A 26,244-nucleotide genomic window follows, 5' to 3' on the forward strand; every position below is an offset into this window, starting at 1 on the left:
CTTTATTCTTAGTTCAATTTAAAGTAAGGATACATGAAAACATATCTTATATTATTCGCACTGATATTGATGGGTACCACCGGATATTCGCAACAGGACTCACAATATACTCAGTATATGTACAATACCATTACAATCAATCCGGCCTATGCCGGTTCGCGTGGGGCGATGAGTATTTTTGGAATGTACAGACGGCAATGGGTCGGATTAGACGGAGCGCCAACTACGGCTACCGCGTCTATCAATACACCTATAAATGAATCGAATGTGGGTTTAGGCTTGTCATTCATTAATGATCAGATAGGTCCGGCTACCGAGAACAATATCTCGGTAGACGTCTCCTATAGCATACAGGCATCGGACGATTATACGGTTTCCTTTGGATTAAAAGCAACGGCCAATCTGTTTAGTCTGGATATCAACAAACTGAATATCCAGCATCAGGGCGATCCGCAGTTTCAGAATCTCAATATGGATTTTAGCCCTAATGTGGGTGCCGGTATTTATGTCCATTCCGATAACACCTACTTCGGTTTGTCGGTTCCCAATTTTCTGGAAACCAAGCATTATAAAGACAACTCCGTTTCGGTAACCAAAGAGCGACTGCACTATTATTTTATCGCAGGACATGTGTTTGATTTTAGCAGTGAATTAAAATTCAAACCGGCTTTGTTGGTAAAAGCGGTAGAAGGCGCACCGTTACAGGTTGACGTATCCGGAAATTTCCTGATTAGTGATAAACTTACCCTTGGCGTAGCCTATCGTTGGGATGCTGCCGTAAGTGCACTAGCCGGATTTCAGATATCGGATTCCTGGTTTATCGGCTATGCCTATGATGCGGAAACCACCCGATTGGCGAATTACAATTCGGGATCCCATGAGATTTTCCTCCGTTTCGAGTTTTTCAATAACTATAACCGGGTGTTAACGCCTCGTTTCTTCTAAATGCTACGATCATGAAAAAAATAGTTATACTTCTGCTCGCTTTTATCGGTACGACTGTTTCCTTCGCTCAAAAAGCCAGGATTAACAACGCCGATAAAAAATACGATCACTATGCCTATATAGACGCGATCAAAGTTTACGAAAAAGTGGCGGAAAAAGGATATAAGTCCGCAAACCTGTTCGAAAATCTTGGAAATGCCTATTATTTCAATGGCGAATTGGACAAGGCCGAAAAATGGTATGGTGAACTCTTTGCATTCAACAAAACGATTGAACCGATCTATTATTTCCGTTATTCTCAGGCTTTAAAATCGGTAGGACAATATGACAAAGCCGATCAAATGCTGGCCACTTTTTATAAAAAGACAAACGACCCGGCTGCTGGTGAATTGCTCAATAATCCGGATTATGCTAAAAAGTTACGCGAAGATTCCGGACGTTTTAAAGTGGAAAATTCCGGAACCAATACCAAATATTCCGACTATGGTCCGGCATTTTATAATAACGAAGTGGTTTTTGCTTCGGCTCGCGATACCGGTGGCGTGTTTCATCGCAAACACCGATGGACGAATCAGTATTTTACCAAGCTTTATGCGGCTCAGATATCCGATGATGGTTACCTCGCTCCCGCTCAAAAGTTTTCGGAGAGTATCGATACCCGTTTCCACGAAGCAACGCCGGTATTTACAAAAGACGGTACTACGATGTATTTTACCCGTAACAATTACAACGATGGTAAAAAAGGAAAAAGTTCCGATCGGATTGTAAAACTGAAAATCTATAAAGCGGTATTGTCGGACGGAAAATGGGATAATGTAACCGAAATGCCGTTTAACAGTAACAACTACAGTACGGCACACCCGGCATTAAGTCCTGATGAAAAAATACTGTATTTTTCGTCCGATATGCCCGGTAGTCTTGGAAATTCCGATATTTATAAAGTAGCTATCAACAGCGATGGAACCTATGGAAAACCGGAAAATCTGGGAAAAACGATCAATACGTCCGGTAGGGAAACGTTTCCGTTTGTATCGCAAAAAAACGAACTGTATTTTGCTTCCGACGGGCATTTGGGAATTGGCGGACTGGATATTTTTAAATCCAAAATTCTAACAGATGGTTATTCGACTCCTGAAAATCTGGGAAGTCCGTTAAATAGTCCGAAAGACGATTTTGCGCTAATCATGAACAGTGAGAAACAAATGGGTTATTTTAGTTCCAATCGGGATGGCGGTCAAGGATCTGATGATATTTATAAGGTTAAGGAATTCCGTTGCGAACAGCTTTTAAAAGGAATGATCACCGATAAAGAAAGCGGATTACCATTGACCAACGCCAAAGTATCTCTTTTTGACGCCACTATGAAACCTATGGGTTCCGTCCAAACCGATTCCGGCGGATTATATCGTTTTGAAACAATCGATTGTGATAAAACCTATTATGTCAGAGCCGAAAATGACGGTTATCAGACACGGGAAGTTAGTGTGATGATACCGGCCAAAACGGGCGAAACCACATTAAACATCGAACTGGAGAAAAAAGCTATTCCTATCGAACCGGGTATCGATCTGGCTAAAGTACTGGATATCGAAATCATCTATTTCGATCTGGATAAATGGAATATCCGTCCGGATGCCGAAGTGGAACTTCAAAAAGTGATTACCGTTTTAAAAGAACATCCAACGATAACCCTCGATATTCGCTCGCATACCGATAGCCGACAAACACATAAATACAACGAACGTTTGTCCGACAGAAGAGCTAAATCGACTCTGGAATATATGGTAAAACACGGAATTGATCGAAATCGCCTAACCGCCAAAGGTTATGGTGAAACACAACTGGTAAACCGTTGTTCCGATGGTGTTCCCTGCTCGGAAGCCGAACATCAGCAAAACAGACGCAGTGAGTTTATCGTCATAAAAATGTAAAGTGTTCATTTCATTATATTGCTTTAAACGACAAAAGCATCCTCTTTAAAAAAGGATGCTTTTGCATTTTTGGTACGCGTCAGTTTGTTTTATTTTTTGATAAAAATATTGGTGATATACATGGTACCGTTGCTGTCTTTTCGTACGGCAACACCAAAATTGGTATAATCACCTTCAATATTCATCCGGTGCAAATCACTGTTTAACCAGGCATTAAAAGTGGACGAAATGGTTTCGTAACCATAGGCAATATTTTCACCTACTTTTTTAGCACCAAGCGTAGTTTTCAGGTTTTGTTCCCGTTCATTAAAATAGGAATGATCAACAATTTTAGTTGAAATCATATACTCGTCGTGTCCTTCAGATAAATACGAAATATGATTGATTTTGTCCAAAGGCGTTAATCCTTTACTAATCCGATAATCGTTAATTTTCTGTTCAATCTGTAATTCTTCCTGATTGTACGTAAAATTATTTACTACTTTATAATCCGCAGGGGTCTCACTGGCACTTTCTGTCGAACAGGAAGCCATCATCAAAAAGCACATCAAAATCGATGCGCCACGCAATAATCTCATAAGCATTAATCAAGTCTATTAAACACTGGGGCAATCTTTTACATTGAAAAGATGCTACAAATGTATTTTAATATCGATTACGCGCAAGAAAAATCGATGAAATGACTTAAAAATTAACATTTATGACCTAAGTGTCTTATTTTTAAGAAGAAAGACGCTCTATTTTCCAGTGATAATCCGCTTCCAACGAATAGCGGATACGATCGTGAAGTCGGTTGGGACGTCCTTGCCAAAACTCTACTTCTACCGGGCGAACCAGAAAACCGCCCCAGTGTTCCGGACGCGGAATCGCTTTCCCTTCGTAGGCTTTTTCAAGATCAGCCAGTTTTTGTTCCAGATAATCACGGGAGGGAATAACATCGCTTTGATCGGACGCAATAGCGCCTAATTTACTCCCATCCGGACGACTGTCAAAATAATTGTCGGATACGGTTTCGGACGTTTTTTCAGCAATTCCTTTAATGATCACCTGTCTTTCGGCTGTAGGCCAGAAAAATGACAAACAAATATGTGGATTGGCTGTTATCGCCTTTCCTTTTTCAGAATTATAATTGGTAAAAAAGATAAAACCTTCCTCGTTGAATTTTTTTAGCAGTACAATACGCGATTTCGGAAAACCATCCAAACCAATCGTCGACACCGTCATCGCATTTACTTCTTCAATACCACCAAAATCTTCCACTTCATAAAACCAGCGTTGAAAAAGATTGATCGGATCTTCCGGAATAGTGGTTTCGACCAAAGCCGCTTTGTCGTAGGACTTTCTATAGTTGCTTAAATCACTCATGGTATCGGTATTATAATTAGCAATGCTAAATTAGGATGTTTTAAAATGCGGATTAAAAAATCCCCGTTAAAATTCGAACACTTTCCCGTCGTCGCTTAACAACACGTTTGGAAAAATCGTTTCGGCTTCTTCGCGGAACAGACTTATTTTTTCATATCGGGTTGAATAATGCCCCAATAAAAGCTGTTTTACGTTCGCAAGTCGGGCAATAGCAGCCGCCTGTTTTGCCGTAGTATGCAGGGTTTTTTCGGCCAGATGTGCTTCCGATTCCAGAAAGGTACTTTCGTGGTAGAGTATTGTTGTTTGATCAATTAGTGGAACGATGGTTTCATCGTACACCGTATCGGAACAAAAGGCATAACTTTTTGGCGGTTCCGGATCGGTTGTTATTTTTTTATTTGGGATTACGGTACCATCGTCTAACGTGATATCGCCCCCGTTTTTAATTTTCTGATAGTAACATTGATCAATCCCATAATTTAAAATGGCATTGATATCGAGTTTGCGTTCTTTTTCTTTTTCCTGGAAATGATAACCGTTGGTATACACGCGGTGTTTTAGCGGAATGGTTCGCACTAAAACTTTATCGTCTTCATAAATCACTTCACTTTCGGTACTTTCCAATTCGTGGAAATAGAGGTTATAGCCGGTAAACGAACCGGACAAACGCAATTGTAACAATATAACTTCTTTGATTCCTTTTGGTCCGTAAACATGTAGATCGGCCACCCGGTTTAGGAGCATAAAAGTGGAGATTAATCCAACCAAACCGTAAAAATGATCCCCGTGCAAATGAGAAATAAAAATATGCTCAATTCTTGAAAATCGAATTTTATTTTTGCGCAATTGCACCTGTGTACCTTCTCCACAATCGATCAGAAACATCCGGTTCTGGATTTCTAAAACCTGCGCGGTCGGATTGGTAATGGTTCGGGGTGTGGCTGCATAACAGCCCAATATGGTTAATTTCATGAAATTGCGGTCGGATTAAAAGCCTAAATCGCGTTCGATCTCTTCCATTTCAATCATATCATGCGCTTCCAACAGTGTTGGAACGACCAAAAGAGAAGCCGGAACACTATTAAAATCGATAGTATTGGCGACTATTACAAAAGACTTTTTCCCTTTTTTATGGATTTTAGACAAAGGGGAACATAATTTTAACGAGGCTATGGTTACACTTTCATCCTGAGTTACATCCAAAACCAGGTTGTGGTTTTTGTAACTATTGTGTTGATCCGTAACTTTTTCCAGAAAAGTCTGGATGTTTCCTTCGGTATCTTTGATGATAATGGTATGACCTTTCTCTTCTACTTTCATTCGTTATACTAAATATATATGCTAATTTACAGTATTTTTAGAATACTGCGGGGAAATAAACGGACTAATTGGTATACTTTTCAGGAGTGATTCTGATTTTAAACAAAAAGGCTCCTGTTTTATCCCGGTAGGAATAAATAATCTGAACTTTATTGTCCCGGAAATATTTCATATCGGGATTGGTTTTGATATTGCTGATCAAATTGGGTTCGATTACTTTTTGTGCCTGATCGATATCAACCTGTTCTTTATTCAGATTGATCAGTGTATAATTGTACTGGAATACCTTATTCGGCAATACCATCGAATTATCAAGTCGGGTTTCGCGATCGACCGGAATAGGACATTGTTTGTTAATTTCATGGGACACCGTAGTCAAATAACTTTCTAACGACGGTTTCATTAAATTGTGTACCGCAAAAAAGACCGCCATAAAAACGATAACTCCTACAACAATACCAACAATGACCTTTGTTTTATCATTATTCTTCATCCTTCTTCATTTTTAAATCCAGACAATATACGATACTCATAAAGCTGGGTTTGTACACTTCTTTTCGGGCTTTGATCTTTTGATATTCGTTACCCGGCGAAAGCGTATTGATTTTCATTCCTTTAAAGTTGATTTTAAAACGTTCCAGATAAACCGTGCTCTGCGCCGGAACCGTAAACGTCACTCTATTGTTTTTAATGGATTTTTTCCACGTTTTAAAATACCTTAGAAAAGAATCGCTTTTAATCTCGTTTTCCGTTAGCAACCAGTTTTTGATCTCAATCTGAAAACCGTGATGAAATGATTTTTCAGGAAATGAAACCTGCATGGGTTGGTTGGTATAGTTTCGGATACAACAAAATTCGGCCAGCGTACATCCTGACAGTATAAAAGAAAGCAATACTAACGCAAACCATTTTTTCATTTTGGGCTATTTAATTTTTGAAGCCAACAAATAGATAACCGCCATTCGGATAGCGACACCATTTTCGACTTGATTCAGAATTACAGATTGTTGTGAATCGGCTACATCTGAAGTAATTTCAACACCGCGATTAATCGGTCCCGGGTGCATGATTATAATTTCTTTATTTAAGGAATCCAATAAGGCTTTATCGACACCATATTGTTGTGCATACTCACGAGTAGACGGGAAATAATTCACATCCATTCGCTCGTTTTGAACGCGAAGCATATTCGCTACATCACACCATTTCAAGGCTTTACGTAGGTTTGGTTCAACTTTTACACCAAGACTTTCAATATACTTCGGAATCAGCGTATTGGGTCCGCAAACCTTAACTTCGGCACCTTGCATTTGTAGGGCGAAAATATTCGACAATGCCACTCGGGAGTGCAAAATATCCCCTACAATTACGATTTTCTTTCCGGCTACTTCACCTAGTTTTTCGCGGATGGAAAAACTGTCCAGTAACGCTTGTGTCGGATGTTCGTGTGCACCGTCGCCGGCATTTACAATACTGGCGTTTACATTTTGCGACAGAAAATGTGCCGCGCCCGGATTGCTATGACGCATAACTACCATATCGACTTTCATCGAAAGGATGTTGTTTACCGTATCGATTAACGTCTCCCCTTTTTTTACAGACGATTGTGCTGCGGAAAAACTGATTACATCGGCCGATAAACGTTTCTGCGCCAATTCGAACGACAATTTTGTCCGTGTACTGTTTTCGAAGAAAATATTCGCAATAGTCACATCTCGTAAAGACGGAACTTTTTTAATGGGGCGGTTAATTACTTCTTTAAAATGATCTGCCGTTTCAAAAATCAGATCGATATCGTTTTTATTGATGTATTTTATTCCAAGTAAATGATTGACACTTAACTCTTTCATTGTTGTGTTGTTGCTTAATTAGTTGTTGGTTGTTGTTTTAGACACTAATAGGACTTCATCGGCTCCTTCATTCTGTTTCCAGTTTACGATCACTCTTTCGTTGTTAATCGCATCCACCTGTCGTCCGCGGTAATCCGGTTGGATTGGTAAATGGCGGCTAAAACGGCGGTCGATCAATACCAGTAACTCAATTTCCGACGGTCGGCCAAACGATTGAATCGCGGTTAAAGCCGATCGGATACTACGTCCCGTATATAAAACGTCGTCGATAAAAACCACTTTTTTGTCTTCCACCAGGAAATCAATTTGGGTTTTATTGGCTTCCAGCGGTTTTTCATTCCGACGGAAATCATCTCTGAAAAATGTGATATCCAAAAATCCGAGTGCTACGTCTTTTACCTGATATTCATCCTCTAAAAGTGCTTTGATTCGTTCTGCTAAATACTTCCCTCTGGGTTGAATCCCGATAAGAATAGTGTTTGTAAAATCAAGATGTTTCTCGATTAACTGACAGGCCAAACGATGCAGAATGATATTGACTTCTTTCGAAGTGAGCAATATTTTTTGACTCATAATGAAGTGTTGTGTTTGGGAGGTAAAAGTACAATAAATTTGTGTAAACTGCGAAATGCTTTTCCGAAAAAACAAATTTTAAGAGAAGGGATACTGCTTTGTAACGGAACCTTAAAAAAGTGTAAAATCCACCATTTTCCCGGAAAAATATAACTATATTTGACTATGACAGCCGCATTACCCAATCTAAAAAATTACTTGCAATCCAAAGCCGGAATAACGGAAGAACAATTCGAAGCACTGACCCAAAATCTAAAAACGGCTACAATTGAAAAAGGAGGAATACTGTTAAAACAGGGCGAAATTTGTCATCATTCCTTTTTTGTAGAACAGGGTTTGCTTCGCTCCTATACTATTGATGATTCCGGAAAAGAGCATATCATACAATTTGCCACCGAAAACTGGATTATCAGTGACCGAAGTAGTATTTTTTTTAATGAACCATCCGATTTTTTTATCGATGCAGTCGAACCGACCACTTTCGTCTATCTGGATCAGCAATTTATCCACCGGGCTTCTGAAATGAGTGCTGCATTCCGTATTTTTAACGAAAAGGCACTGCAAAATCATATCCGACATTTACAAAAACGAATCAACCTGTTACTTGCCGCCACAGCCGAACAACGGTATCTCGACTTTATAAAACTGTATCCGGATGTAACCCTACGCGTTCCGCAATGGATGATCGCTTCTTATTTGGGCATTACGCCCGAAAGTTTAAGTCGTGTACGGAAAGAACTCGCTAAACGCAATTTCAAACCCTATTGATTATTTCTTATCCTACATCAATGCATAAAAAATGTTCCGGTGGTACTTTTGTACTATAACTTTTAAAAAGGAACAATCATGGCAACAAAAAATATTGAAATCGTAGTCGCACCCAAAACCCCGCATTTTGTAGGAGACGGTTTTCGCGTGCACAATTTTATTCCAAGTGGCTATCATTTGGATATGGAACGTATGAGTCCGTTTATTATGATGGATTATAATTCCAAATACCACTTTGCCCCTTCCGAAATCCCAAGAGGTGTTGGCGTGCACCCGCACCGTGGATTTGAAACGGTTACCATTGCTTATAAAGGAAAAGTAGCCCACCACGACAGTTCGGGAAACAGCGGTGTGATTGGCGAAGGCGATGTACAATGGATGACAGCTGCTTCCGGGGTATTACACAAAGAATACCACGAAAAAGAATTTAGTAAAACCGGTGGCGAATTCCAGATGGTACAATTATGGGTGAACCTTCCGGCCAAAGACAAGATGTCGCAACCGAAATACCAGGGCATTACCAATGATCAAATTGAAAAATACATTTTACCGGACAATGCCGGATTAGTTGAAGTCATCGCAGGAGAATATGAAAATGTAAAAGGTGCTGCGTCGACATTTACACCGGTACACCTGCAAAATGCAAAATTGAACAAAGGCGGAAAAGCCGGATTTTCATTTCCTGCTGTCTATAACACCGCTTTATTGGTTATTCAGGGCAGTATAAAAGTAAACGGAACCGAAGAAATCCCTACAGATCATTTTGTTTTGTTTGAAAATGAAGGAGAAGATTTTTCGATAGAAGCATTGGAAAACGACACGATTGTATTAATTTTAAGCGGAGCCCCGATTAACGAACCAATTGCCGCTCATGGCCCGTTTGTAATGAACACCCGGGAGGAAATTATTCAGGCTTTTGAAGACGTTAATATGGGACGTTTCGGTTATCTTGAAGACTAAAAAACAAAAAACAATATAATAAAGATGTCAAATATTCAATTGATCATAGAAGAGCGCGCTGCCAATATCGGTAACTTTATGGTAGGGCGCCTCTTACCTTTTCGCGAAAAACGAACGGTTGGTCCTTTTGCTTTTATCGACCATATGGGCCCGGCCTATTTAAAAGACTATCAAAACCTTGATGTCGCGCCGCATCCGCATATTGGCTTATCAACTTTAACCTATTTGTTTGAAGGCAGTATTATGCACAAAGACAGTCTGGGTTCGGAAATTGAAATTCAACCGGGTGCCGTAAACTGGATGACGGCCGGAAAGGGAATCGTACATTCCGAAAGAACGCCGCAATATTTGCGAACATCAGATAAGGTACTACACGGATTACAGATTTGGGTCGCTTTGCCTAAAGAACTGGAACAAATGGAACCGTCATTTGTACATGTCGACAAAGAAGATTTACCACATTGGGAAGAAAACGGACTTTCTTTTAAACTGATAGCCGGAGAAGCTTTTGGTCGCAAATCGGCCGTACCGGTTTACAGTCCGTTGTATTTTATAGAAATTAAAAGTACTTCGGCACAAAAAGTAAGTATCGGGAACGATTTATATGGCGAAAGTGCCTTATATATCCTTGAAGGTAGCATTAAAAGTGACGGAAATACCTTTGATCCGAAACAAATCCTGATCGCAAAAGACAGTACACTTTGCGAATTTGAAATGGGCGAAAACACCACCGTTTATATTTTCGGCGGAGAAGCCTTTCCGGAAGAACGTTTTATTTTCTGGAATTTTGTAGCTTCCGACAAAGCCTTGATCGAAGCCGCCAAAGAACGTTGGGAAAAACAGGAATTCCCGAAAGTTCCGGGAGAAACCGAGTTTGTACCGTTACCGCCACCACCTAAATTTTAAGCCTATGGAAAGCATCACTGCACAAATTGGAAAAGATCGTTATACCACGACAATAACCGCCAGGAAGCACCATCTTATTTCGGACGAACCGGAAGATATGGGTGGACAGGATCTCGGATTCGCACCACAGGAATTATTTGCAGCTGCTCTTGCCAGTTGTACCATTATTACGCTTCGAATGTATGCCGATCGTAAAGGTTGGGATGTCGAATCCATTGCTATCGACGTTACTTTTGATCGTGATGCGACTGCCAACGTAACCCGACTGGAACGCAAAATTGAGTTTACCGGAAATCTGGACCAAACTCAGAAAGAACGTTTAAAAGTGATTGCCAACAGTTGTCCGATACACAAAACATTGACCAATCCTATAGAAATTACAACAACCGTACAGTAAATACAATTATGACCATAGAACAAACCAACGACGACAAAAAAGGATTTTTTAAAGCCATTTCCGACGGAAAAGAAGCCGGATTAATGACCTATAGCTGGGCAGGTCCTGACAAAATTATTATCGACCATACCGAAGTAAATCCGGATTTTAAAGGACAGAATGTAGGGAAAAACATGGTGATGGAAGCCGTAGCTTTTGCCCGTAACAAACATATTAAAATCATGCCGCTATGTCCGTTTGCGAAAAGCGTTTTTGATAAAAACACGGATATACACGACGTTTTATTCTAAAAATCAAACACCTGTCAGATTTTAAAACCTGACAGGTGTAACTATTCTATATAAATCCGGATTAGGTTCTGTTTTTAAAGAAATCTGAATATTCCTTTTTATCAGCTCCAATAAAACAACGCCCTACCGACTTATCATTAGCCACATCAAAATACTTCCAGGCATCTTCTTTTCTTTCTAAATGATATAATACGGTACCAGCCATATATTCCCGATCGCCGTCATCATGTCTGTCTAAAGCACTATTCATAAGTTTTTTTGCCCATTCTAATGCTTCTGCATACTTTTTTACTTTGTTAAGTGCAAAAACTAATGAATTGGCAATTAAGTAGCTTTCAGGCTTATCCGTTTTGGGCTCCAGTAGAACATCCCAGGCATTTTCAAACAAAACAATTGCATTTTCTGTATTTCCAGATCTGAATTCGGTCAAAGCAGCTTTTTCAAATTGCTTAATTTTCATTTGATAGTCTTCCATTTTTTGTTCGCTTGTTAATTGATAAAAACTTTCTTTCACAAATGTTTTGTTTTCAAATATAACAAAGTCATAAATTACTTACATATTTACACATTCTTAATTTGTTTATTTACTAAAACCTTCGGATATTCGGATGCTATGTACAAGCATGTCGCAGACTCAGGAACCTAGCGCAGTTTTAAAACAAAATTGCATTAGAAAATTGAAACTTTTTGTAGAACAGATAACGATTAGCCGTATCACAAAGTTAGATATCCAAATAAAGTTTAATCAATAATTATAAAAAAAAATGATTTACGATTTAGCAAACAAGTTCAAAGACTTAAAAAACGAATTAGAGAATAATGACCATTTTGATGTTTATGCACGATATGATGATAATGAAGATTTGATGCAAGCGCAACTCAATAATCAACTACTAAATTTAAACGGAGATGATGAAGACGAAGACGAAAGCTACATTCCGGAATACACTTTCGGACTAGATGATTCCTTTAAAGAATTGATCGAAGCAACCTGGAAAAATATGATGCAGTATAAATGCTCTTTCGAAAATGAAAGTTTTTATGGTTCCTATTCTTTTAATCATCCTTATGTTTTTATAGATGAAGCGCCTTGGCTTACTGATTTGGTAGAAGAGGACAATAAAGATTATGAAATTATTAAAAACCTAAGAATCTTTGACAATACCAATGTAAAGTATCAATTCGGATGCATTAATTACCAAAAAGGTGCTTCAAAAGAAATCTTTGAAAAAGAAATCTATTTATTTCACGATGAACACTTGATACACCTTAATTTGACTTTCGAAGAATATTTAAATAGTTGTGTGGCATTAATGGCTTGTGAAAATTGGCAAATGTTATTTGCTGATCCGAATGAAGTTTCAAGATATTCGAAAGAGTTAAACCAATTAAAAGCATCTTATAACATGCTTTCAAAAATTTTCCCTGAAAAGAATTTTGAATTGTTCAAAAACAAGCTTTCCGAACATAAACTTTTATAAATACTTCAAGAATATTGATCTGTCGAATAGCATACGTAAAATGAAAACAACAGTTTTAAAATTAAATGGCATTTTTAATATGTCTTTTGATAAAACGTTTTTTACCGGAGTTTCTGAAAATCTTGATTGTATTCCAGGCAAATCAAAATGGGATATTTTTATTAATGATGTATTTTATGACACCATCGAATTTGAGAATGAAAACCTGCCATTGCATAAATCAGATCGTAAATCAAAATACAGATCTTTTACGTACAATGGTGTTTTTAATTCGGATTTATTGGATTTTAAAACTCAGAATATAATCTTGAAATTACAGGAATAGCGATATACACGATCAAAAAAATTAAGATTTAAAAGCTTAGTATGCAACCGATACAGCTTTGTTCTAAAAACTTTAAAATAAAAACTCCTGCAATTGCAGGAGTTTTCGTTGTTTACCTAGCCCTTATATAAACAATCCACTATTTAACGATAAGCTTGGCAGTAAACAATTTTCGGGAATGAATTTTCAGGATATAAACACCGGTTGGTAAATCCTGAGTGATCAATGAATATTTATTGTTATTGACGTTTTTCGTCGCATACATTAGTTTTCCTTCGGTATTAAAAACCTCGATCAGATCGATCGGATAATCCGACTGTACGATCGTCTGATTCGTATTGTTTGTAGGATTCGGATATACTTTTAATCCGTTGTCGATTTTAAATTTATCACCGCCTAAAGTACCATCAACTACTTCAAACGAAACACGGTTGGACACTTCGTTATACGAATCATTGGTAAACATTACCAGAAAGTAATTTCCGGTTTCCGTAGGTAAAGCCGTTCCGGTTAACGCCAGGGTTCCTTCCGCCTGACCATTAAAATAGGTATAGCTTAACAACGGATCGATATTTGGGTTTTCCCCTTCGTGGTAAATACCCAACCAGTCTTTTACAATTCCCGGCGCATCGGTCCAAGAAGCTACAATTTGCTCTCCTAAATCGTAAACCGGTTTGTTAATCCATAATTCGGTAACCAGATTCCCTACTTTAAAAAAGGCTTTATTTCCGATGGCATTATAACCATCCTGTAAAAAATATTCGGCATAATAGTATCCGGTTGGTAAATTGGTAAAGGTCTTGGCTCCGGAAGCCGTTGTCACATATTGATAGGCCGTTGCCGTAACTTGTCCCGGAATATGTCCCATTTTATAAATTCCGATCCAGTCATTTGCCAATTGCGGTCCGTTAGCAAACGTAACAGTAACCGGCATTCCTACAGCATATTCTTCCTGATTGGTTGTTACCGTTGGTACTGGTCCGACATAGAAATACTTACGAGGCGCGATTTCGGTATAACCGCCATTTGAGAAAATAGCCGCATAATAACGTCCTTTATTCGGTAATCCATTCGTAAAAGTGATAACTCCATTTGGATTACCATTGGTATACTGCCACGTTTGTGATGGCGAAGATGATCCCGGCGTCTGACTGTCTTTATACAATCCGATCCATGTTGACGTACTCGCCGGAGCATCGGTATAATTCACTTTAATAACAGCATTTTGTGCATACGCTAATGAATCGGTAACGATAGCGGTATTCACGACATTACTTCCGGTAATCGTAAATGTTTTGACATCACTCCACGATGACCATTCCAAATTGCGATCACGGTAACGTAACTTCACATAATATTGTCCGTTAGGAATGGAATTGGTACCTAATGTCATTTTAGTAATATCAACACCTAAATTGCGATCAACGGTAGAATCCCTTTTGGTTTGGTACATTCCGTATAGATTTTCAAAATCGCGGTACACTTCTTTTGTAATGATATTAAAATCGGACGTTTTTGAAATCTGAAACTGTGTTGTATTTAATAACTCACCCGAAGTAGTCGTATACGCACTTCCATTTAGCGTTAATGGTAAAGTTACACTTCCGGTAAACGTATTCTCGATACTTGGTTTTTCAGGAGCCGGTTTGTTTTTATAACGGTGGAATTCGTCCATCAGCTGGTTGTTTTTCCAACCGTCAACACTTCCGATCGAATAGCTTTCCACATCCATTTTACCATTGACCACATCGATATCCACAATTTGATAAATCCAGTTACAAATGGTCTTTTGCACGTCTTCGAAATCCTCTTCCGATGACATTCCCCAATACTGATCCCAAGCTGTTCCTCCGGAAATAATATTATAGGCCGGTGAATTTTTTAACTGACCACGGTGGTATAAATGATGGTGCGCCCCGATATGCATAATATATTTGGACGAAGTGGTTAAAAATGGCACAGCAGAATTACGTACCCAGGTCGAAATATCCCCTACATATTGCTCTGCCTGGTACGGACGGTGACTTAATGAAAAAATCCAGTCCACCGTAGCATCGGCATTTGCAGCGGCAACAACCTGTTGCAACCAGTTCATCTGAGCGGCACCGGTATGCTCCGAACTCATACTGATAAACAATACGTTTCCAGCTTGTTGTGCATAATAATTTTCGGTTCCCGATGAAATTCCTTTATAAGACAATTCACTGATATAGAAATGATCATAATACGATTGCATCCCTAAAGTACCATAGGTTTCGTGGTTTCCAACAGTCGTCTGAATCGGAATATTACCCGACAAACCGCGATTCTTTTTAAAGTGAACATGTTCATAATGATCCAATGTTCCCACATCCACCTGATCGCCCACCATAAATGTCATCGCGATATTATCTTCCGGCGATAAGCTGGCGCCCCATTTTTCACGAACCTTACGCTTTGCGGCCGATACCAGTGAATCATATCGCGGCACGGCTTTTAACTGATTGTCTCCCATAATCAGGAAGCGGATATGTCCGTCGGCAGTCGCAGCTTGTCCCGGGTTAGGAAGCGTTTTAAACGAATACACTGCTGAAACAGCGGCACCCGTTTTAATTTTGTAATAATACTTGGTGTTGGGTGCTAAGTTGATCAACTTAACATTGTGGTAGAAATAATTTCCGGGATAGCCGGAATCGGTAAAAATGTTGGTATTCCCGGTAACGGTAACATTCAGATCGTTTGCAGCAGTTCCATATTCCACAATCGATTCCGTGTTACTTTCGGTTTTCCAGGTCACATAAACCGAGTTGGGCGTGACGTTCTGTAAATACGGATACAGCGTTTGCGCCCCGGCAGTCAGGCTGACCACCAGGAGCAGTAACAAGTACATTTTTTTCATAAATAGTGTGTTTAGTTAGACGCTGCAAAAGTATCTTTCCGATTGGCGATTACTTTTAAAGCAACGTTACCCTTTCACCCTATTTTTTTACTTTTTTGTTAAAAATGTTAAATTATTGTCGCTATTTCGCTTTATAATATAAATAACCGTCTTTTCGGGCATAACAAAAGAATTTTCCATCATTATCGATCAATCCGAAAAGAAGGAGTCCTTTTTCTTTCTGATAATTCCGGTCGTAAAAACCAACTTTATGTGGAAAAACCGGCTGTACGATATTGGCCTCTTTAAAATCGGCTCCTAATACAAAACCATATAATCCGTCTTTTTTAAGACTTACAAAATCATCCTGATGTCCCAAAAAACGAGCTTTATTCCACTCTATTTCATCGTATTCTGCGGGTAATACAATACCGTCATAGGCTGTTATAATCCCGTATTTTCCATTTTGCTTAAAAAGCCAGTTTTTATTATATACTCTGATGTCGGTTCTGGTAGACGTATAGGATTTTACCAATCCGTGAGGATCCAATTCCTCATACGTTATTGGAAGGATCACTTTTTCATCCGAATCCATAAGACCGTATTTTATTGTTTGTGTCGTCGCATCTTTTTGACCGACAACAAATAACAACTGTTCCTGTCCGGAATGTGTAAACTTTATCGGGCTAATACTATCATATTTACATGGAATCATACGCTCCTGAGTGAGTACAACTCCATATTGATCACCAAGTTTAAAACGGATTATATTTTTCTGCGTGACTCTTTTTTCGTCCGTATCCTGCGTTGTATTAGTATAAGGAAAACTTTCAAAAGTATAGGTTAGTCCGGCAGGCACAGGAGGCAACATAAATTCTGTTTCTGTTTTGGCTTCTTTCTGTCCAGCAATTATCTCCTTCAGGAATAGCTTTCCGTCTTTTATTTCAAACGTCTGGATACTATATTTTTTAACTACTTTCGGTCTGTTTTTTTCAATAGCATCATTCGGAACGGTTGTGTTTACACCTGTTCCGTATGCCGGTGGCGGTGGTACCATTTCGGTGGTATAATTAGGTTTGTTGGTACCCCTCCCAAGACCACTACCGTATTCAGGATCAGCGACCAATTCTGTGGTTCCATATTCGCTTTCGAACCGTTCTTTAAGCCCCGGTCGGTATTCCGAAGTCAATGGTTGTAATACAAATTTCCCGTCGATATGGTTCACCTCCATCGGTGTAGCACTATCCGATTTATCTTTTGAAGCTGTTAAAGCAATGGATTTACCGGGAACGGTTAAACCTCTGTCCAGCTTTATTTTATCATAATCTTTTAAAAGCCATTCTGAAATTTTTTGTTTGTCACAATCATATACAAATAAGCTAAATTGATCTTCGAAATTAGTCGTTGCCATTAAGGCATAACGCGCTTTTTTACGATCGACACTGCTAAAACCTGTAGTGTCTACCGGAATAATTTTCTTAAAATTATCCGGGTAAATATTCTCCCCTTTCAGATTAAATAAAGCGTAACCTTCCCGGTTTTTTCTTTTAAAATCGTTGTATTCTTTTTCGTTTTTAAAAGTGCTCGTCGGACGACTAATCCTATTTCTTTTTAAAACAGCAACGATAAATTTATTAGGTTCGATGCCAAATTCATCGTATTCTGGTCCGGAAATCAGTGTTTTACCGTTATACGCCAGTCCGTTTTCTTCTTTATTTTTAAATGTAAAATACCCTTTGGGCATCTTGCGGTTGTAGCTTATTTGATCAAACTTATTTTTATTGACCAGCTTACCATTATAATCCGATATTCCATAAACATTTCCAACGCGAAAAGGAATAGTAACTTCTTGACTAAAAGCCTGTAATGAAAAAAGGAAGCCGAGTCCAACGTGTAAAAATAACCTCATAATAATTTTGATTGATTTTCAAATATAGTATTTATTGGCTTGTCAAAAACCATGCCCTTTGGGTTAAACACAAATTTCAAAAAAATGGTTACAAAAGGGCATAAAAAAAGCTGCTTTTTAAAGCAGCCTGTTTTTAAAATCTTAAACCTGACAGGTTTCCAAAACCTATCAGGTTTGTCATCCGTTATACGGTATACATTTTTTGTCTTAATTCTTTGATTTTAGCATCCTCCAGATAATCATCGAACGTCATATAACGGTCGATTACTCCATTTGGCGTGATTTCCAATACACGGTTGGCCACAGTTTGTGCAAATTCGTGGTCATGGGTAGTAAACAACACCGAACCTTTAAAGTTTTTCAACGAGTTGTTAAACGCGGTAATGGATTCCAAGTCCAGGTGATTCGTTGGTTCGTCCAACATCAATACGTTAGCACGCAACATCATCATTCGGGAAAGCATACAACGTACTTTTTCACCTCCGGATAAAACGCGACCTGTTTTTAAGGCTTCCTCACCGGAGAAAATCATTTTCCCTAAGAAACCACGAACATAAACTTCGTCTCTTTCCGGTTCTGTTTTGGCCCATTGACGTAACCAATCCACCAACGTAAGGTCGTTTTCGAAGAAACTGTGGTTATCAGCCGGTAAATACGATTGAGAAGTGGTAATTCCCCATTCTACTACTCCGGAATCAGCGGTCATATTTCCGTTTAGGATCTCGTAAAAAGCAGTTGTCGCACGGGAATCTTTCGAGAAAACCACGATTTTGTCCCCTTTTGCCATATTTAAATCAACATTCTTAAACAAGGATTCTCCATCAATTGACGCGCTTAAATTTTGTACGTTTAGGATTTGATCACCTGCCTCACGTTCCTGATCGAAAATGATCGCCGGATAACGACGGCTTGACGGTTTGATTTCATCTAAATTTAATTTATCGATCATTTTTTTACGGGACGTTGCCTGTTTTGACTTCGCAACGTTCGCACTAAAACGACGGATAAACTCTTCTAATTCGGCTTTTTTCTCTTCAGCCTTTTTATTTTGCTGTGCTCTTTGTTTGGCCGCTAACTGACTCGATTCGTACCAGAACGTATAGTTACCGGAATAGTGATTGATTTTTCCAAAGTCAATATCCGATACATGCGTACAAACCGCATCCAGGAAGTGACGGTCGTGGGATACAACCAACACGGTATTGTCATAATTGGCCAGGAAATTTTCCAACCATCCGATGGTTTCAAAATCCAGGTCATTCGTAGGCTCATCCATGATCAGAACGTCTGGACTTCCGAATAAAGCCTGCGCCAAAAGGACACGTACTTTTAACTTGGCGTCCATTTCGCCCATTAGCGTATAGTGATATTCTTCCGAAATACCTAAGTTCGACAGCATAGCAGCCGCATCCGAATCGGCATTCCAGCCATTCATTTCCTCAAACTGCACCTGAAGCTCACCGATTCTTTCGGCGTTTTCATCTTTGTAATCCAGGTACAATTCGTCCATCTCCTTTTTAACCGCAAATAACGTCTTATTACCCATCATAACCGTTTCAAGAACAGTATGCTCATCAAACATATTGTGATTCTGGTTTAAAACCGACATCCTTTTTCCTGGCTCCAGTATTACCCTTCCGGATGTAGGATCGATCTCTCCTGCCAATATCTTTAAAAAAGTTGATTTTCCTGCTCCGTTAGCCCCGATGATCCCGTAACAGTTACCTTGCGTAAAGGTTACATTTACTTCGTCAAACAAAATTCGTTTACCAAACTGAACGGATAAATTTGAAACTGTTAACATTTGAAATTGATTTTTATAAAATTGTTGCAAAAGTAGAAAAAATAGTGCAGTTTTGAACTATCTAATTTAGAATCTGTAAAGCTTTATTTTAACTGTACCTTAACAGCCTGTTCTATAATATAGAAATACTTTTGTTTAGAGATAAAATTGTTTGAATGTTTGCCCATATAAAAAACGTACTCCTCCCGCTTTCCACTGTGCTTATTTGCTCCCTTACTTCCTGTAATAAGAAGTTTGAAAGTGATAATTATACGGCCTATTTTGGAGGAGAAGTAATCAATCCTCTTAGTCGTTATGTCCTTTTGTGTAAAGACAATAAGGTACTTGACACGCTTATCTTAGACGAAAAAAACCGTTTTTTCAAGAAATTTGACTCTTTAACGCCGGGTATGTATACGTTTCGTCACGACCCGGAATACCAATATATCTATTTTGACAAAAACGATAGTCTGATGGTTCGTATTAATACGGGCGATTTTGACAATTCGATTGTTTTTTGCGGACGTGGGGATCAGAAAAACAACTTCCTGATGGAAATGTATCTGAAAAACGAATCGGATAAAAACAATATGTTCGATCTTTTTGACAGAAATTATGACCATTTCACAAAAAGTATTGATTCCATTTATGCCCGTAAAAAAGCCTTTTATCTTCGTAAAAAAACAGAAATCAACTGGGATGATAAATTCGATCTGTATGCCAAAGCAAGTTTAGACTTTAACCATTTGGCGAAAAAAGAAATTTATCCGTTTGCACACGAACGCCGTACCGGTGAGGCCGTGAGTACCAAATTACCGAAAGACTATTATAACTTCCGTAAGGAAATCGATTTTAATAACGCACAACTAACAAACTATTCGCCTTTTGTACGCTATCTGACTGCGATGTTAAACAATGTGGCCTATTCGGAAGCCGATAATACCTTTAATCTGGAAGAAACGGCCATTGAAAACAACATCAAAAAACTGAATATTGCCGATACGTTGTTTAAAAATGAGAAGATTAAAAATAGCGTACTGAATAATATTGCCTTTATGTACCTGTTGGAAGATCAGAATATGCACAACAAAAAGAAATTTTTTGACCGCTATTCGCAATTATCGACCGACAACAGTGGTCATAATGAAATCAAGAAAATAGGCGATGCCATTCAAATGCTGACAGAAGGAAAAAAATTACCCGATGCGGATTTGATCAACGAAAAAGGCGAAAAAATCGACCTGAATTCGATAACCGATGGCAAACAGACGGTACTGTTTTTCTGGACATCCAATGCCAAAGCCCATATGGTAACGGTACACAAAAAGGTAAACGAATTAAAAAAGAAGCATCCGAACCTGCATTTTGTTTCGATCAATGTGGATGATTCCGAACAGGAATGGAAACAAATATTATCGCAATATGCCTTTGAAAACACTACGGAATTGCATTCGGCGAATTTCGAAGCTTTAAAAGACCATTGGGTGATTACGAAAATACAACGTACGATTTTACTTCAGCCAAATGGTATGATCAAAAATGCTTTTGTCAGTCTTTTTGATTCCGATTTTGAAAAGAACCTTAAATAATAAACAAACTAAACATAAAAAAGGCGGTTTCAATATTTGAAACCGCCTTTTTGCTTTTATATACTAAGGAATATTATTTGTTTCCTTTTTCGTAGTCGGCTAAAAACTGCGCCAAACCGATATCGGTAAGCGGGTGTTTTAAAAGTCCTAAAATTGACGATAATGGTCCTGTCATTACATCAGCACCAATCTTCGCACAATTTACAACGTGCATGGTATGGCGAATTGAAGCAGCCAGGATTTGCGTATCGAAAGCATAGTTATCGTAAATCAAACGGATTTCGTCGATCAGGTTTAAACCGTCTGTCGAAACATCATCCAAACGACCTAAGAAAGGCGAAACATACGTTGCTCCTGCTTTGGCAGCCAATAAAGCCTGACCAGCAGAGAATACCAATGTTACGTTTGTTTTAATGCCGCGATCTGAAAAATATTTACAAGCTTTGATTCCTTCTTTAGTCATTGGGATTTTCACCACAATCTGTTCGTGTAGTTCCGCTAATTCTTCCCCTTCGCGAATCATTCCTTCGTAATCGGTAGCAATTACTTCAGCACTCACATCACCGTCAACAATATTACAAATGTCAACATAGTGTTTTAGAATATTGTCTTTTCCGGTGATTCCTTCTTTAGCCATTAGCGACGGATTGGTCGTTACACCATCCAATACTCCCAAAGCTTCTGCTTCTTTAATTTGCTCTAAATTAGCCGTGTCAATAAAAAATTTCATCTTAAATATATTTAATGATAGTTGTGTTAAAATTCGGATTACAAAATTACAACTTATAATGGTTCATCAATAACTTTTCGTATACTTTATCCGGAAGTATCCGTTTTAAAACAATCGAAAACTTTTGCATAAAAGCCCCCACCTTATAATGGATCTTCGGATTTGGATTTTGAATAATCGCATATACCGCTGCAGCCATTTGTCCGGGATCGCTACCGCTATCGACATGATCATTCATCATACTTAACGTATTCCCATAGGGAACTTCATAAGCCGATCCTTTAACCAACGGCGCATGATAACGTCCCGAAGCGATATTGGTAGCAAAATCGCCCGGTGCTACGTTGGTGATATGTACCCCAAAAGCCTTTACTTCCATACGAAGCGCTTCTGTGATCAATTCCAATGCGCCTTTTGAGGCTGAATATACGCTTCTGTAGGGCAATCCCATATAACCGGCAATGGAGGTTACATTAATGATCAATCCGGATTTCTGCTTGCGCATGGAGGGCAAAACGGCTTTCATTACTTCAATCGGACCAAAAAGATTGGTTTCAAAATTATTACGGATTTCATCGCCCGGAATTTCCTCCAGCGGACCGGTAATCCCTACCCCTGCATTGTTGATCAACACATCTAATCGTCCTTCTTTGGCTACGATTGTTTCCACAGCCGTACGAATGGTATCGGCCTGACGCACATCCATTGTTAGCAACGGAAAAAGCGTTTGCTGTATCTTTTCGGGGTTTCTGCTGGTTCCGTAAACGGTATATCCTTTTTGAAATAATAATTCGCCTATGGCTTTTCCGATGCCCGACGAGCCTCCGGTAATCAAAACCACTTTTCCCATAGTATCCGGTTCAAAATTTGAGTTGCTAAAATAAGGAAGAAAAACGTTACAAATGTCCTAAAACAAAAAAATCTCCCAAAAGGAGATCTAAGAAAAAATGGCAAGCGACCTACATCGCACCGCTACAACCACATACCTTTGCTGTGTTCCCACCCTGGAGGAGTCTGCAGGAGCTGGTCGTGTAGGACTTGCCGGTGCAAATATACAATCTTTTTATATTTTTGCAAGGCAATTGTGAGATATAAAATACAATTGTATATTGTGGTATCCAATTTTAATAACCATGAAAAAGTATAATGCATTCGCATTCATTTTATTAAGCTCTTTTTTCTTTTCGTGTGACAACGGAAAAAAAAATGAAGAAAATTTATTTAGCCTCGATACAACCGACTTAAAAGAGGTATACCAACCCAATGAAAGCCTAGGACTGGGTATAAAAAATGTCGAAAACAAGCCTGTCGACTCTATTGTTTTTTATATCAACAACAAAATTGTAGGCCGTGTTAAAGGAAGTGAAAAATTCGCTTTTGCTTTAAAAGAACAAAAACTGGGCTACCAGAATATTAAAGCCTTGGTTTATTCGGAAGGAAAATCAAATGAAATAACCGGACGTATTGAAGTAGTATCGGATGTACAACCAAAACTTTTAAAGTATAAAATTCTAAACACCTACCCGCACGATATCAAGGCCTATACACAGGGATTGGAATTTTACCGCGATACTTTAATTGAAAGTACCGGAAACGGTGCCGGAAACGGAACCGGATTGCGCGGTATTTCCAGTTTGCGCAAAACCGATTATAAAACCGGGAAAGTATATAAGATTGTCGAATTACCTCAAAATGTATTCGCAGAAGGTACAACCGTATTAAATAATAAAGTATACCAACTTACGTATCAGAATAATGAAGCCTATGTTTATAATGCCGATACATTCGCAAAAGAAAAAACCTTCCCTTATTTTAAACAAATGGAAGGATGGGGATTATCAAACGACGGTAAAAACCTGCTAATGTCGGACGGAACCGAAAAAATCTGGTTTGTAAATCCGGCAGACTTTAAGGAAGTGGACTATATTAATGTTTATACGGCCGGTTCTAAAATTAAAGCGGTAAATGAAATGGAATGGATCGACGGTAAAATTTATGCTAACATTTATACCAAAGATGCGATTGCGATTATCGATCCGAAAAATGGCGCGGTAGAAGCGATTGTAAACCTTAGCGATCTTAAATCTAAAGTAACGGCACACCCGGATCTGGACGTTTTAAACGGAATTGCCTACAATCCTAAAACCAAAACCATTTTTGTGACTGGTAAAAACTGGGACAAAATGTTTGAAATTAAAATCGAAAACTAATTGTTTCCAACTACCCTATAAATCGTGTAGACCCAAAAATCAAAATATGACCCAGGAAGAAATCAACAAGGAAGTAACGGAACGATTAAAGCAAATTTACTCCGCTTATTTCGATTCGGAATACCTTGATCAAAACCTTGAGGTGCCACGAATCTATACGGATAATGTCCAAAAATTAGACGTTGGCGATTTATATAGTCTTTCAAGAGCATTATCCAACACCAAATCATGGACAGCAATGTTTGACGATGAATTTTTGGAACGACGGGATACCAATCAACTCACCAAAAATGATAAAATTTTTCTGGTCATTGGCGAATGGGGATCACACCATGAGTTTCTACTATGTTGTGATAAATCGTCTGAAGATTTTGCTAAAATATTCGACTTCAATGATGCTCACCCATGGTGTGGGCATCATAATGAAGTGGAATGGGCTGACTTTAGAGAATTCCTCAAAGAAGATTTTAAAATTGACTTAGAATAACCGGACAGGCTTGCTTTATCTGGAAAACCCTACTCCTATCTAATGATCAACTGATTTTTTTAACCTTAAAATCCGTACAAACAAAGGCTCAAAAAATGGAAAGACTTACAAATGATCCCATAGCCGTAATGCGTGCGGCCGAAATTGAAATCGAAAACTTTGATTTAAAAGACGGAGAAAAAATCGTAGCCTATTTCGCCCAATTCCCTTCAATTGGCGGATTTCCGTATAAAATAATTATAATTGAAGCTCCTGACGGAACGATTCTTTCAAGATTCAGACAGTGGGACACCGAATACAACTACTCACAATGGACCAGCGGGATTTATAATCTGGATCGACTTCGAATCATTACCGATGAAAAAAAGCTTTCCGAAACCGATATTACAGGACTAAAACAGCAATTAGTAAAACTGGAACAAACAGCATTACCCGAAAGCTTGCGGAAGGAAAAAGCCATCGTTCTGGACGGTTCCGAATGGAAATTTGGTATCCTTTTGGCTAATAAAAACATAGATTATACCTGGAGAGTTCCTACGGATGCCATAGAACTGTTTGTCCCGATAATCGAACTGATCCGAAAACAGCACAAATTCAGATAGTAAAAACGGTTACTTTAGGTACAGATCAAATTTCAAATCATTACACCATTTACTCTTTAAAATATGAACCAGGATTTATTACATCAGATCGAATACCTAAAAGACTGCAAAGGAATTAAAGGCAGTACATTCGAGAATTTAGGACAACGGGTTTACGACAAAATAAAAAATATCCTCCAAAATCCCGATTTGTTTATCACCCATTTGTATATTCCAAAAGGATCCGAAGAAAACGCACAAATGGTGACAGCGCAATACAAACAGCTGTTTAACAAAGATATTGATCCGGAATTAGCATCTTTTTATCAGTGTTTTGATGGATTTGAATTCCGCTATATCAATCCGAGTCAGGTTTGGAATGAATTTGATAAAGATGAAATCGTTGACTGGGATCAATTTGATGTCGATCCGGAAAATTTGAGTTATGCCGATATGATTAAAAATGAAGAATACGAAGATGAAGTCAGAGATGAGTTTCATGCTATGATCGGATTGGATTTTGAGGAACCTGCTTTTAATAATCGGATGTCGGATTCCGATAATGTAAAAGAATTTGTATTCTATGGTGAATCCGCTATTGAGTTTGCCGATTCGGGAATACGAACACTTATTCCGCCGGCAGCTCATTTATTCGCAGAGGGCAATAAAGTAAAGCATCAACCGGATAGTATTCATGTATTTTATTTGGACTATTTTGATTTTTGGAGTCAAACGGTTATTGGTAAAAAAGATAACACTATTGCCGTTTATGCCGGAACCGATTATTCTGCTTCTATTGATAACTGGGAATTTAATGATGCCGCATCCTTTCTTCAGAAAAGATTGATCAAATAAAAGAACAATTGATCACAGTGTACACCTTGATATCACGGATTACAAATCCGCGATATCAGGTCACTTTTTAGCTCCTATTTTCATAGTATCGACAGCTTTGGTCTTAGGTACCATTTTATCCAACGCGATCTA

At 38.6% G+C, this 26,244-nt stretch carries 28 protein-coding genes and 1 other RNA gene; 14 read left to right on the forward strand and 15 right to left on the reverse strand.

Annotated elements, in window-relative coordinates; all coding sequences use genetic code 11:
* Positions 1–33 precede the first annotated feature (33 nt).
* Both AAFN64_RS08500 and AAFN64_RS08505 read left to right on the forward strand, forming a co-directional pair.
* Entirely contained in the window at positions 34–945 is a 912-nt protein-coding gene (locus tag AAFN64_RS08500; protein WP_300487051.1) for a type IX secretion system membrane protein PorP/SprF, read from the forward strand.
* Positions 946–956: 11 nt separating this feature from the next.
* Positions 957–2,876, forward strand: a complete 1,920-nt coding sequence (locus tag AAFN64_RS08505) for an OmpA family protein (RefSeq protein ID WP_347760117.1) — start codon at positions 957–959, stop codon at positions 2,874–2,876.
* Positions 2,877–2,965: 89 nt separating this feature from the next.
* Here AAFN64_RS08505 and AAFN64_RS08510 read toward each other — a convergent pair whose 3' ends face one another.
* The 8 genes from AAFN64_RS08510 to pyrR form a co-directional block, all read right to left on the reverse strand.
* Positions 2,966–3,460, reverse strand: coding sequence for a CAP domain-containing protein (locus AAFN64_RS08510; RefSeq protein WP_347760118.1), 495 nt, complete (start codon positions 3,458–3,460; stop codon positions 2,966–2,968).
* A gap of 136 nt (positions 3,461–3,596) precedes the next feature.
* Positions 3,597–4,241: a pyridoxamine 5'-phosphate oxidase gene (pdxH, locus tag AAFN64_RS08515; RefSeq protein WP_300487043.1), complete on the reverse strand. Its 645-nt coding sequence runs from the start codon at positions 4,239–4,241 to the stop codon at positions 3,597–3,599.
* Positions 4,242–4,307: 66 nt separating this feature from the next.
* Positions 4,308–5,213, reverse strand: coding sequence for a ribonuclease Z (locus AAFN64_RS08520; protein WP_300487041.1), 906 nt, complete (start codon positions 5,211–5,213; stop codon positions 4,308–4,310).
* Between the two features lie 15 nt (positions 5,214–5,228).
* On the reverse strand, positions 5,229–5,561 hold the full coding sequence (locus tag AAFN64_RS08525; protein WP_300487039.1) for a ribonuclease Z: 333 nt from the start codon (positions 5,559–5,561) through the stop codon (positions 5,229–5,231).
* A gap of 64 nt (positions 5,562–5,625) precedes the next feature.
* Positions 5,626–6,054: a hypothetical protein gene (locus AAFN64_RS08530; protein WP_347760119.1), complete on the reverse strand. Its 429-nt coding sequence runs from the start codon at positions 6,052–6,054 to the stop codon at positions 5,626–5,628.
* Positions 6,044–6,478: a hypothetical protein gene (locus AAFN64_RS08535; protein WP_300490716.1), complete on the reverse strand. Its 435-nt coding sequence runs from the start codon at positions 6,476–6,478 to the stop codon at positions 6,044–6,046. The genes AAFN64_RS08530 and AAFN64_RS08535 overlap by 11 nt, the downstream gene beginning before the upstream one ends.
* A 6-nt stretch (positions 6,479–6,484) precedes the next feature.
* Positions 6,485–7,411, reverse strand: a complete 927-nt coding sequence (locus AAFN64_RS08540) for an aspartate carbamoyltransferase catalytic subunit (RefSeq protein WP_347760120.1) — start codon at positions 7,409–7,411, stop codon at positions 6,485–6,487.
* An 18-nt stretch (positions 7,412–7,429) separates the two neighbouring features.
* On the reverse strand, positions 7,430–7,984 hold the full coding sequence (pyrR, locus tag AAFN64_RS08545; protein WP_136401611.1) for a bifunctional pyr operon transcriptional regulator/uracil phosphoribosyltransferase PyrR: 555 nt from the start codon (positions 7,982–7,984) through the stop codon (positions 7,430–7,432).
* 165 nt (positions 7,985–8,149) lie between these two features.
* Here pyrR and AAFN64_RS08550 point away from each other — a divergent pair, with 165 nt between their 5' ends.
* The 5 genes from AAFN64_RS08550 to AAFN64_RS08570 all read left to right on the forward strand — a co-directional run bounded on the left by AAFN64_RS08550 (position 8,150) and on the right by AAFN64_RS08570 (position 11,305).
* Positions 8,150–8,752, forward strand: coding sequence for a Crp/Fnr family transcriptional regulator (locus AAFN64_RS08550; RefSeq protein WP_347760121.1), 603 nt, complete (start codon positions 8,150–8,152; stop codon positions 8,750–8,752).
* Positions 8,753–8,830: 78 nt separating this feature from the next.
* Complete coding sequence (locus tag AAFN64_RS08555) at positions 8,831–9,712, forward strand: pirin family protein (RefSeq protein ID WP_347760122.1); 882 nt, start codon at positions 8,831–8,833, stop codon at positions 9,710–9,712.
* A gap of 24 nt (positions 9,713–9,736) precedes the next feature.
* Positions 9,737–10,618 (forward strand): pirin family protein, encoded by an 882-nt coding sequence (locus tag AAFN64_RS08560; RefSeq protein WP_347760123.1) that lies wholly within the window; start codon positions 9,737–9,739, stop codon positions 10,616–10,618.
* Positions 10,619–10,622: 4 nt separating this feature from the next.
* A complete protein-coding gene (locus AAFN64_RS08565; RefSeq protein ID WP_347760124.1) occupies positions 10,623–11,015 on the forward strand; it encodes an OsmC family protein in 393 nt (130 codons plus the stop codon).
* A gap of 8 nt (positions 11,016–11,023) precedes the next feature.
* On the forward strand, positions 11,024–11,305 hold the full coding sequence (locus tag AAFN64_RS08570) for a GNAT family N-acetyltransferase (RefSeq protein ID WP_300490704.1): 282 nt from the start codon (positions 11,024–11,026) through the stop codon (positions 11,303–11,305).
* Between the two features lie 61 nt (positions 11,306–11,366).
* On the opposite strand, the gene AAFN64_RS08575 is transcribed toward AAFN64_RS08570, so the two are convergent.
* Entirely contained in the window at positions 11,367–11,819 is a 453-nt protein-coding gene (locus AAFN64_RS08575) for a hypothetical protein (RefSeq protein WP_347760125.1), read from the reverse strand.
* Positions 11,820–12,069: 250 nt separating this feature from the next.
* Here AAFN64_RS08575 and AAFN64_RS08580 point away from each other — a divergent pair, with 250 nt between their 5' ends.
* Entirely contained in the window at positions 12,070–12,786 is a 717-nt protein-coding gene (locus AAFN64_RS08580; protein ID WP_347760126.1) for a hypothetical protein, read from the forward strand.
* 40 nt (positions 12,787–12,826) lie between these two features.
* Positions 12,827–13,111: a hypothetical protein gene (locus AAFN64_RS08585; RefSeq protein WP_300490697.1), complete on the forward strand. Its 285-nt coding sequence runs from the start codon at positions 12,827–12,829 to the stop codon at positions 13,109–13,111.
* 139 nt (positions 13,112–13,250) lie between these two features.
* Here the strand turns inward: AAFN64_RS08585 and AAFN64_RS08590 are convergent, their stop codons facing one another.
* The 3 genes from AAFN64_RS08590 to AAFN64_RS08600 all read right to left on the reverse strand — a co-directional run bounded on the left by AAFN64_RS08590 (position 13,251) and on the right by AAFN64_RS08600 (position 19,681).
* Positions 13,251–15,989: a fibronectin type III domain-containing protein gene (locus tag AAFN64_RS08590; RefSeq protein WP_347760127.1), complete on the reverse strand. Its 2,739-nt coding sequence runs from the start codon at positions 15,987–15,989 to the stop codon at positions 13,251–13,253.
* A 121-nt stretch (positions 15,990–16,110) separates the two neighbouring features.
* Positions 16,111–17,877: a hypothetical protein gene (locus AAFN64_RS08595; protein ID WP_347760128.1), complete on the reverse strand. Its 1,767-nt coding sequence runs from the start codon at positions 17,875–17,877 to the stop codon at positions 16,111–16,113.
* 184 nt (positions 17,878–18,061) lie between these two features.
* Positions 18,062–19,681, reverse strand: a complete 1,620-nt coding sequence (locus AAFN64_RS08600; protein ID WP_300490690.1) for an ATP-binding cassette domain-containing protein — start codon at positions 19,679–19,681, stop codon at positions 18,062–18,064.
* A gap of 155 nt (positions 19,682–19,836) precedes the next feature.
* On the opposite strand from AAFN64_RS08600, the gene AAFN64_RS08605 reads away from it, so the two are divergent.
* Positions 19,837–21,249, forward strand: coding sequence for a thioredoxin-like domain-containing protein (locus AAFN64_RS08605; protein WP_300490688.1), 1,413 nt, complete (start codon positions 19,837–19,839; stop codon positions 21,247–21,249).
* A gap of 73 nt (positions 21,250–21,322) precedes the next feature.
* Here AAFN64_RS08605 and fsa read toward each other — a convergent pair whose 3' ends face one another.
* From fsa to ffs, 3 genes are all read right to left on the reverse strand, one after another.
* Positions 21,323–21,979: a fructose-6-phosphate aldolase gene (fsa, locus tag AAFN64_RS08610; protein ID WP_300490686.1), complete on the reverse strand. Its 657-nt coding sequence runs from the start codon at positions 21,977–21,979 to the stop codon at positions 21,323–21,325.
* Between the two features lie 46 nt (positions 21,980–22,025).
* Positions 22,026–22,829, reverse strand: a complete 804-nt coding sequence (locus AAFN64_RS08615; RefSeq protein WP_300490684.1) for an SDR family oxidoreductase — start codon at positions 22,827–22,829, stop codon at positions 22,026–22,028.
* 95 nt (positions 22,830–22,924) lie between these two features.
* Positions 22,925–23,023: signal recognition particle sRNA small type (ffs, locus tag AAFN64_RS08620), an RNA gene on the reverse strand.
* Positions 23,024–23,112: 89 nt separating this feature from the next.
* Here ffs and AAFN64_RS08625 point away from each other — a divergent pair.
* The 4 genes from AAFN64_RS08625 to AAFN64_RS08640 all read left to right on the forward strand — a co-directional run bounded on the left by AAFN64_RS08625 (position 23,113) and on the right by AAFN64_RS08640 (position 26,112).
* Entirely contained in the window at positions 23,113–24,189 is a 1,077-nt protein-coding gene (locus tag AAFN64_RS08625; RefSeq protein WP_347760129.1) for a glutaminyl-peptide cyclotransferase, read from the forward strand.
* A 46-nt stretch (positions 24,190–24,235) separates the two neighbouring features.
* Positions 24,236–24,676, forward strand: coding sequence for a hypothetical protein (locus tag AAFN64_RS08630; protein ID WP_347760130.1), 441 nt, complete (start codon positions 24,236–24,238; stop codon positions 24,674–24,676).
* A gap of 95 nt (positions 24,677–24,771) precedes the next feature.
* Positions 24,772–25,278, forward strand: a complete 507-nt coding sequence (locus AAFN64_RS08635) for a hypothetical protein (RefSeq protein ID WP_347760131.1) — start codon at positions 24,772–24,774, stop codon at positions 25,276–25,278.
* Positions 25,279–25,341: 63 nt separating this feature from the next.
* Positions 25,342–26,112 (forward strand): hypothetical protein, encoded by a 771-nt coding sequence (locus AAFN64_RS08640; RefSeq protein ID WP_300487994.1) that lies wholly within the window; start codon positions 25,342–25,344, stop codon positions 26,110–26,112.
* The last annotated feature ends 132 nt before the right edge of the window (positions 26,113–26,244 follow it).

It is taken from the genome of Flavobacterium sp. CAU 1735 (assembly GCF_039888695.1).
Lineage (GTDB): Bacteria > Bacteroidota > Bacteroidia > Flavobacteriales > Flavobacteriaceae > Flavobacterium.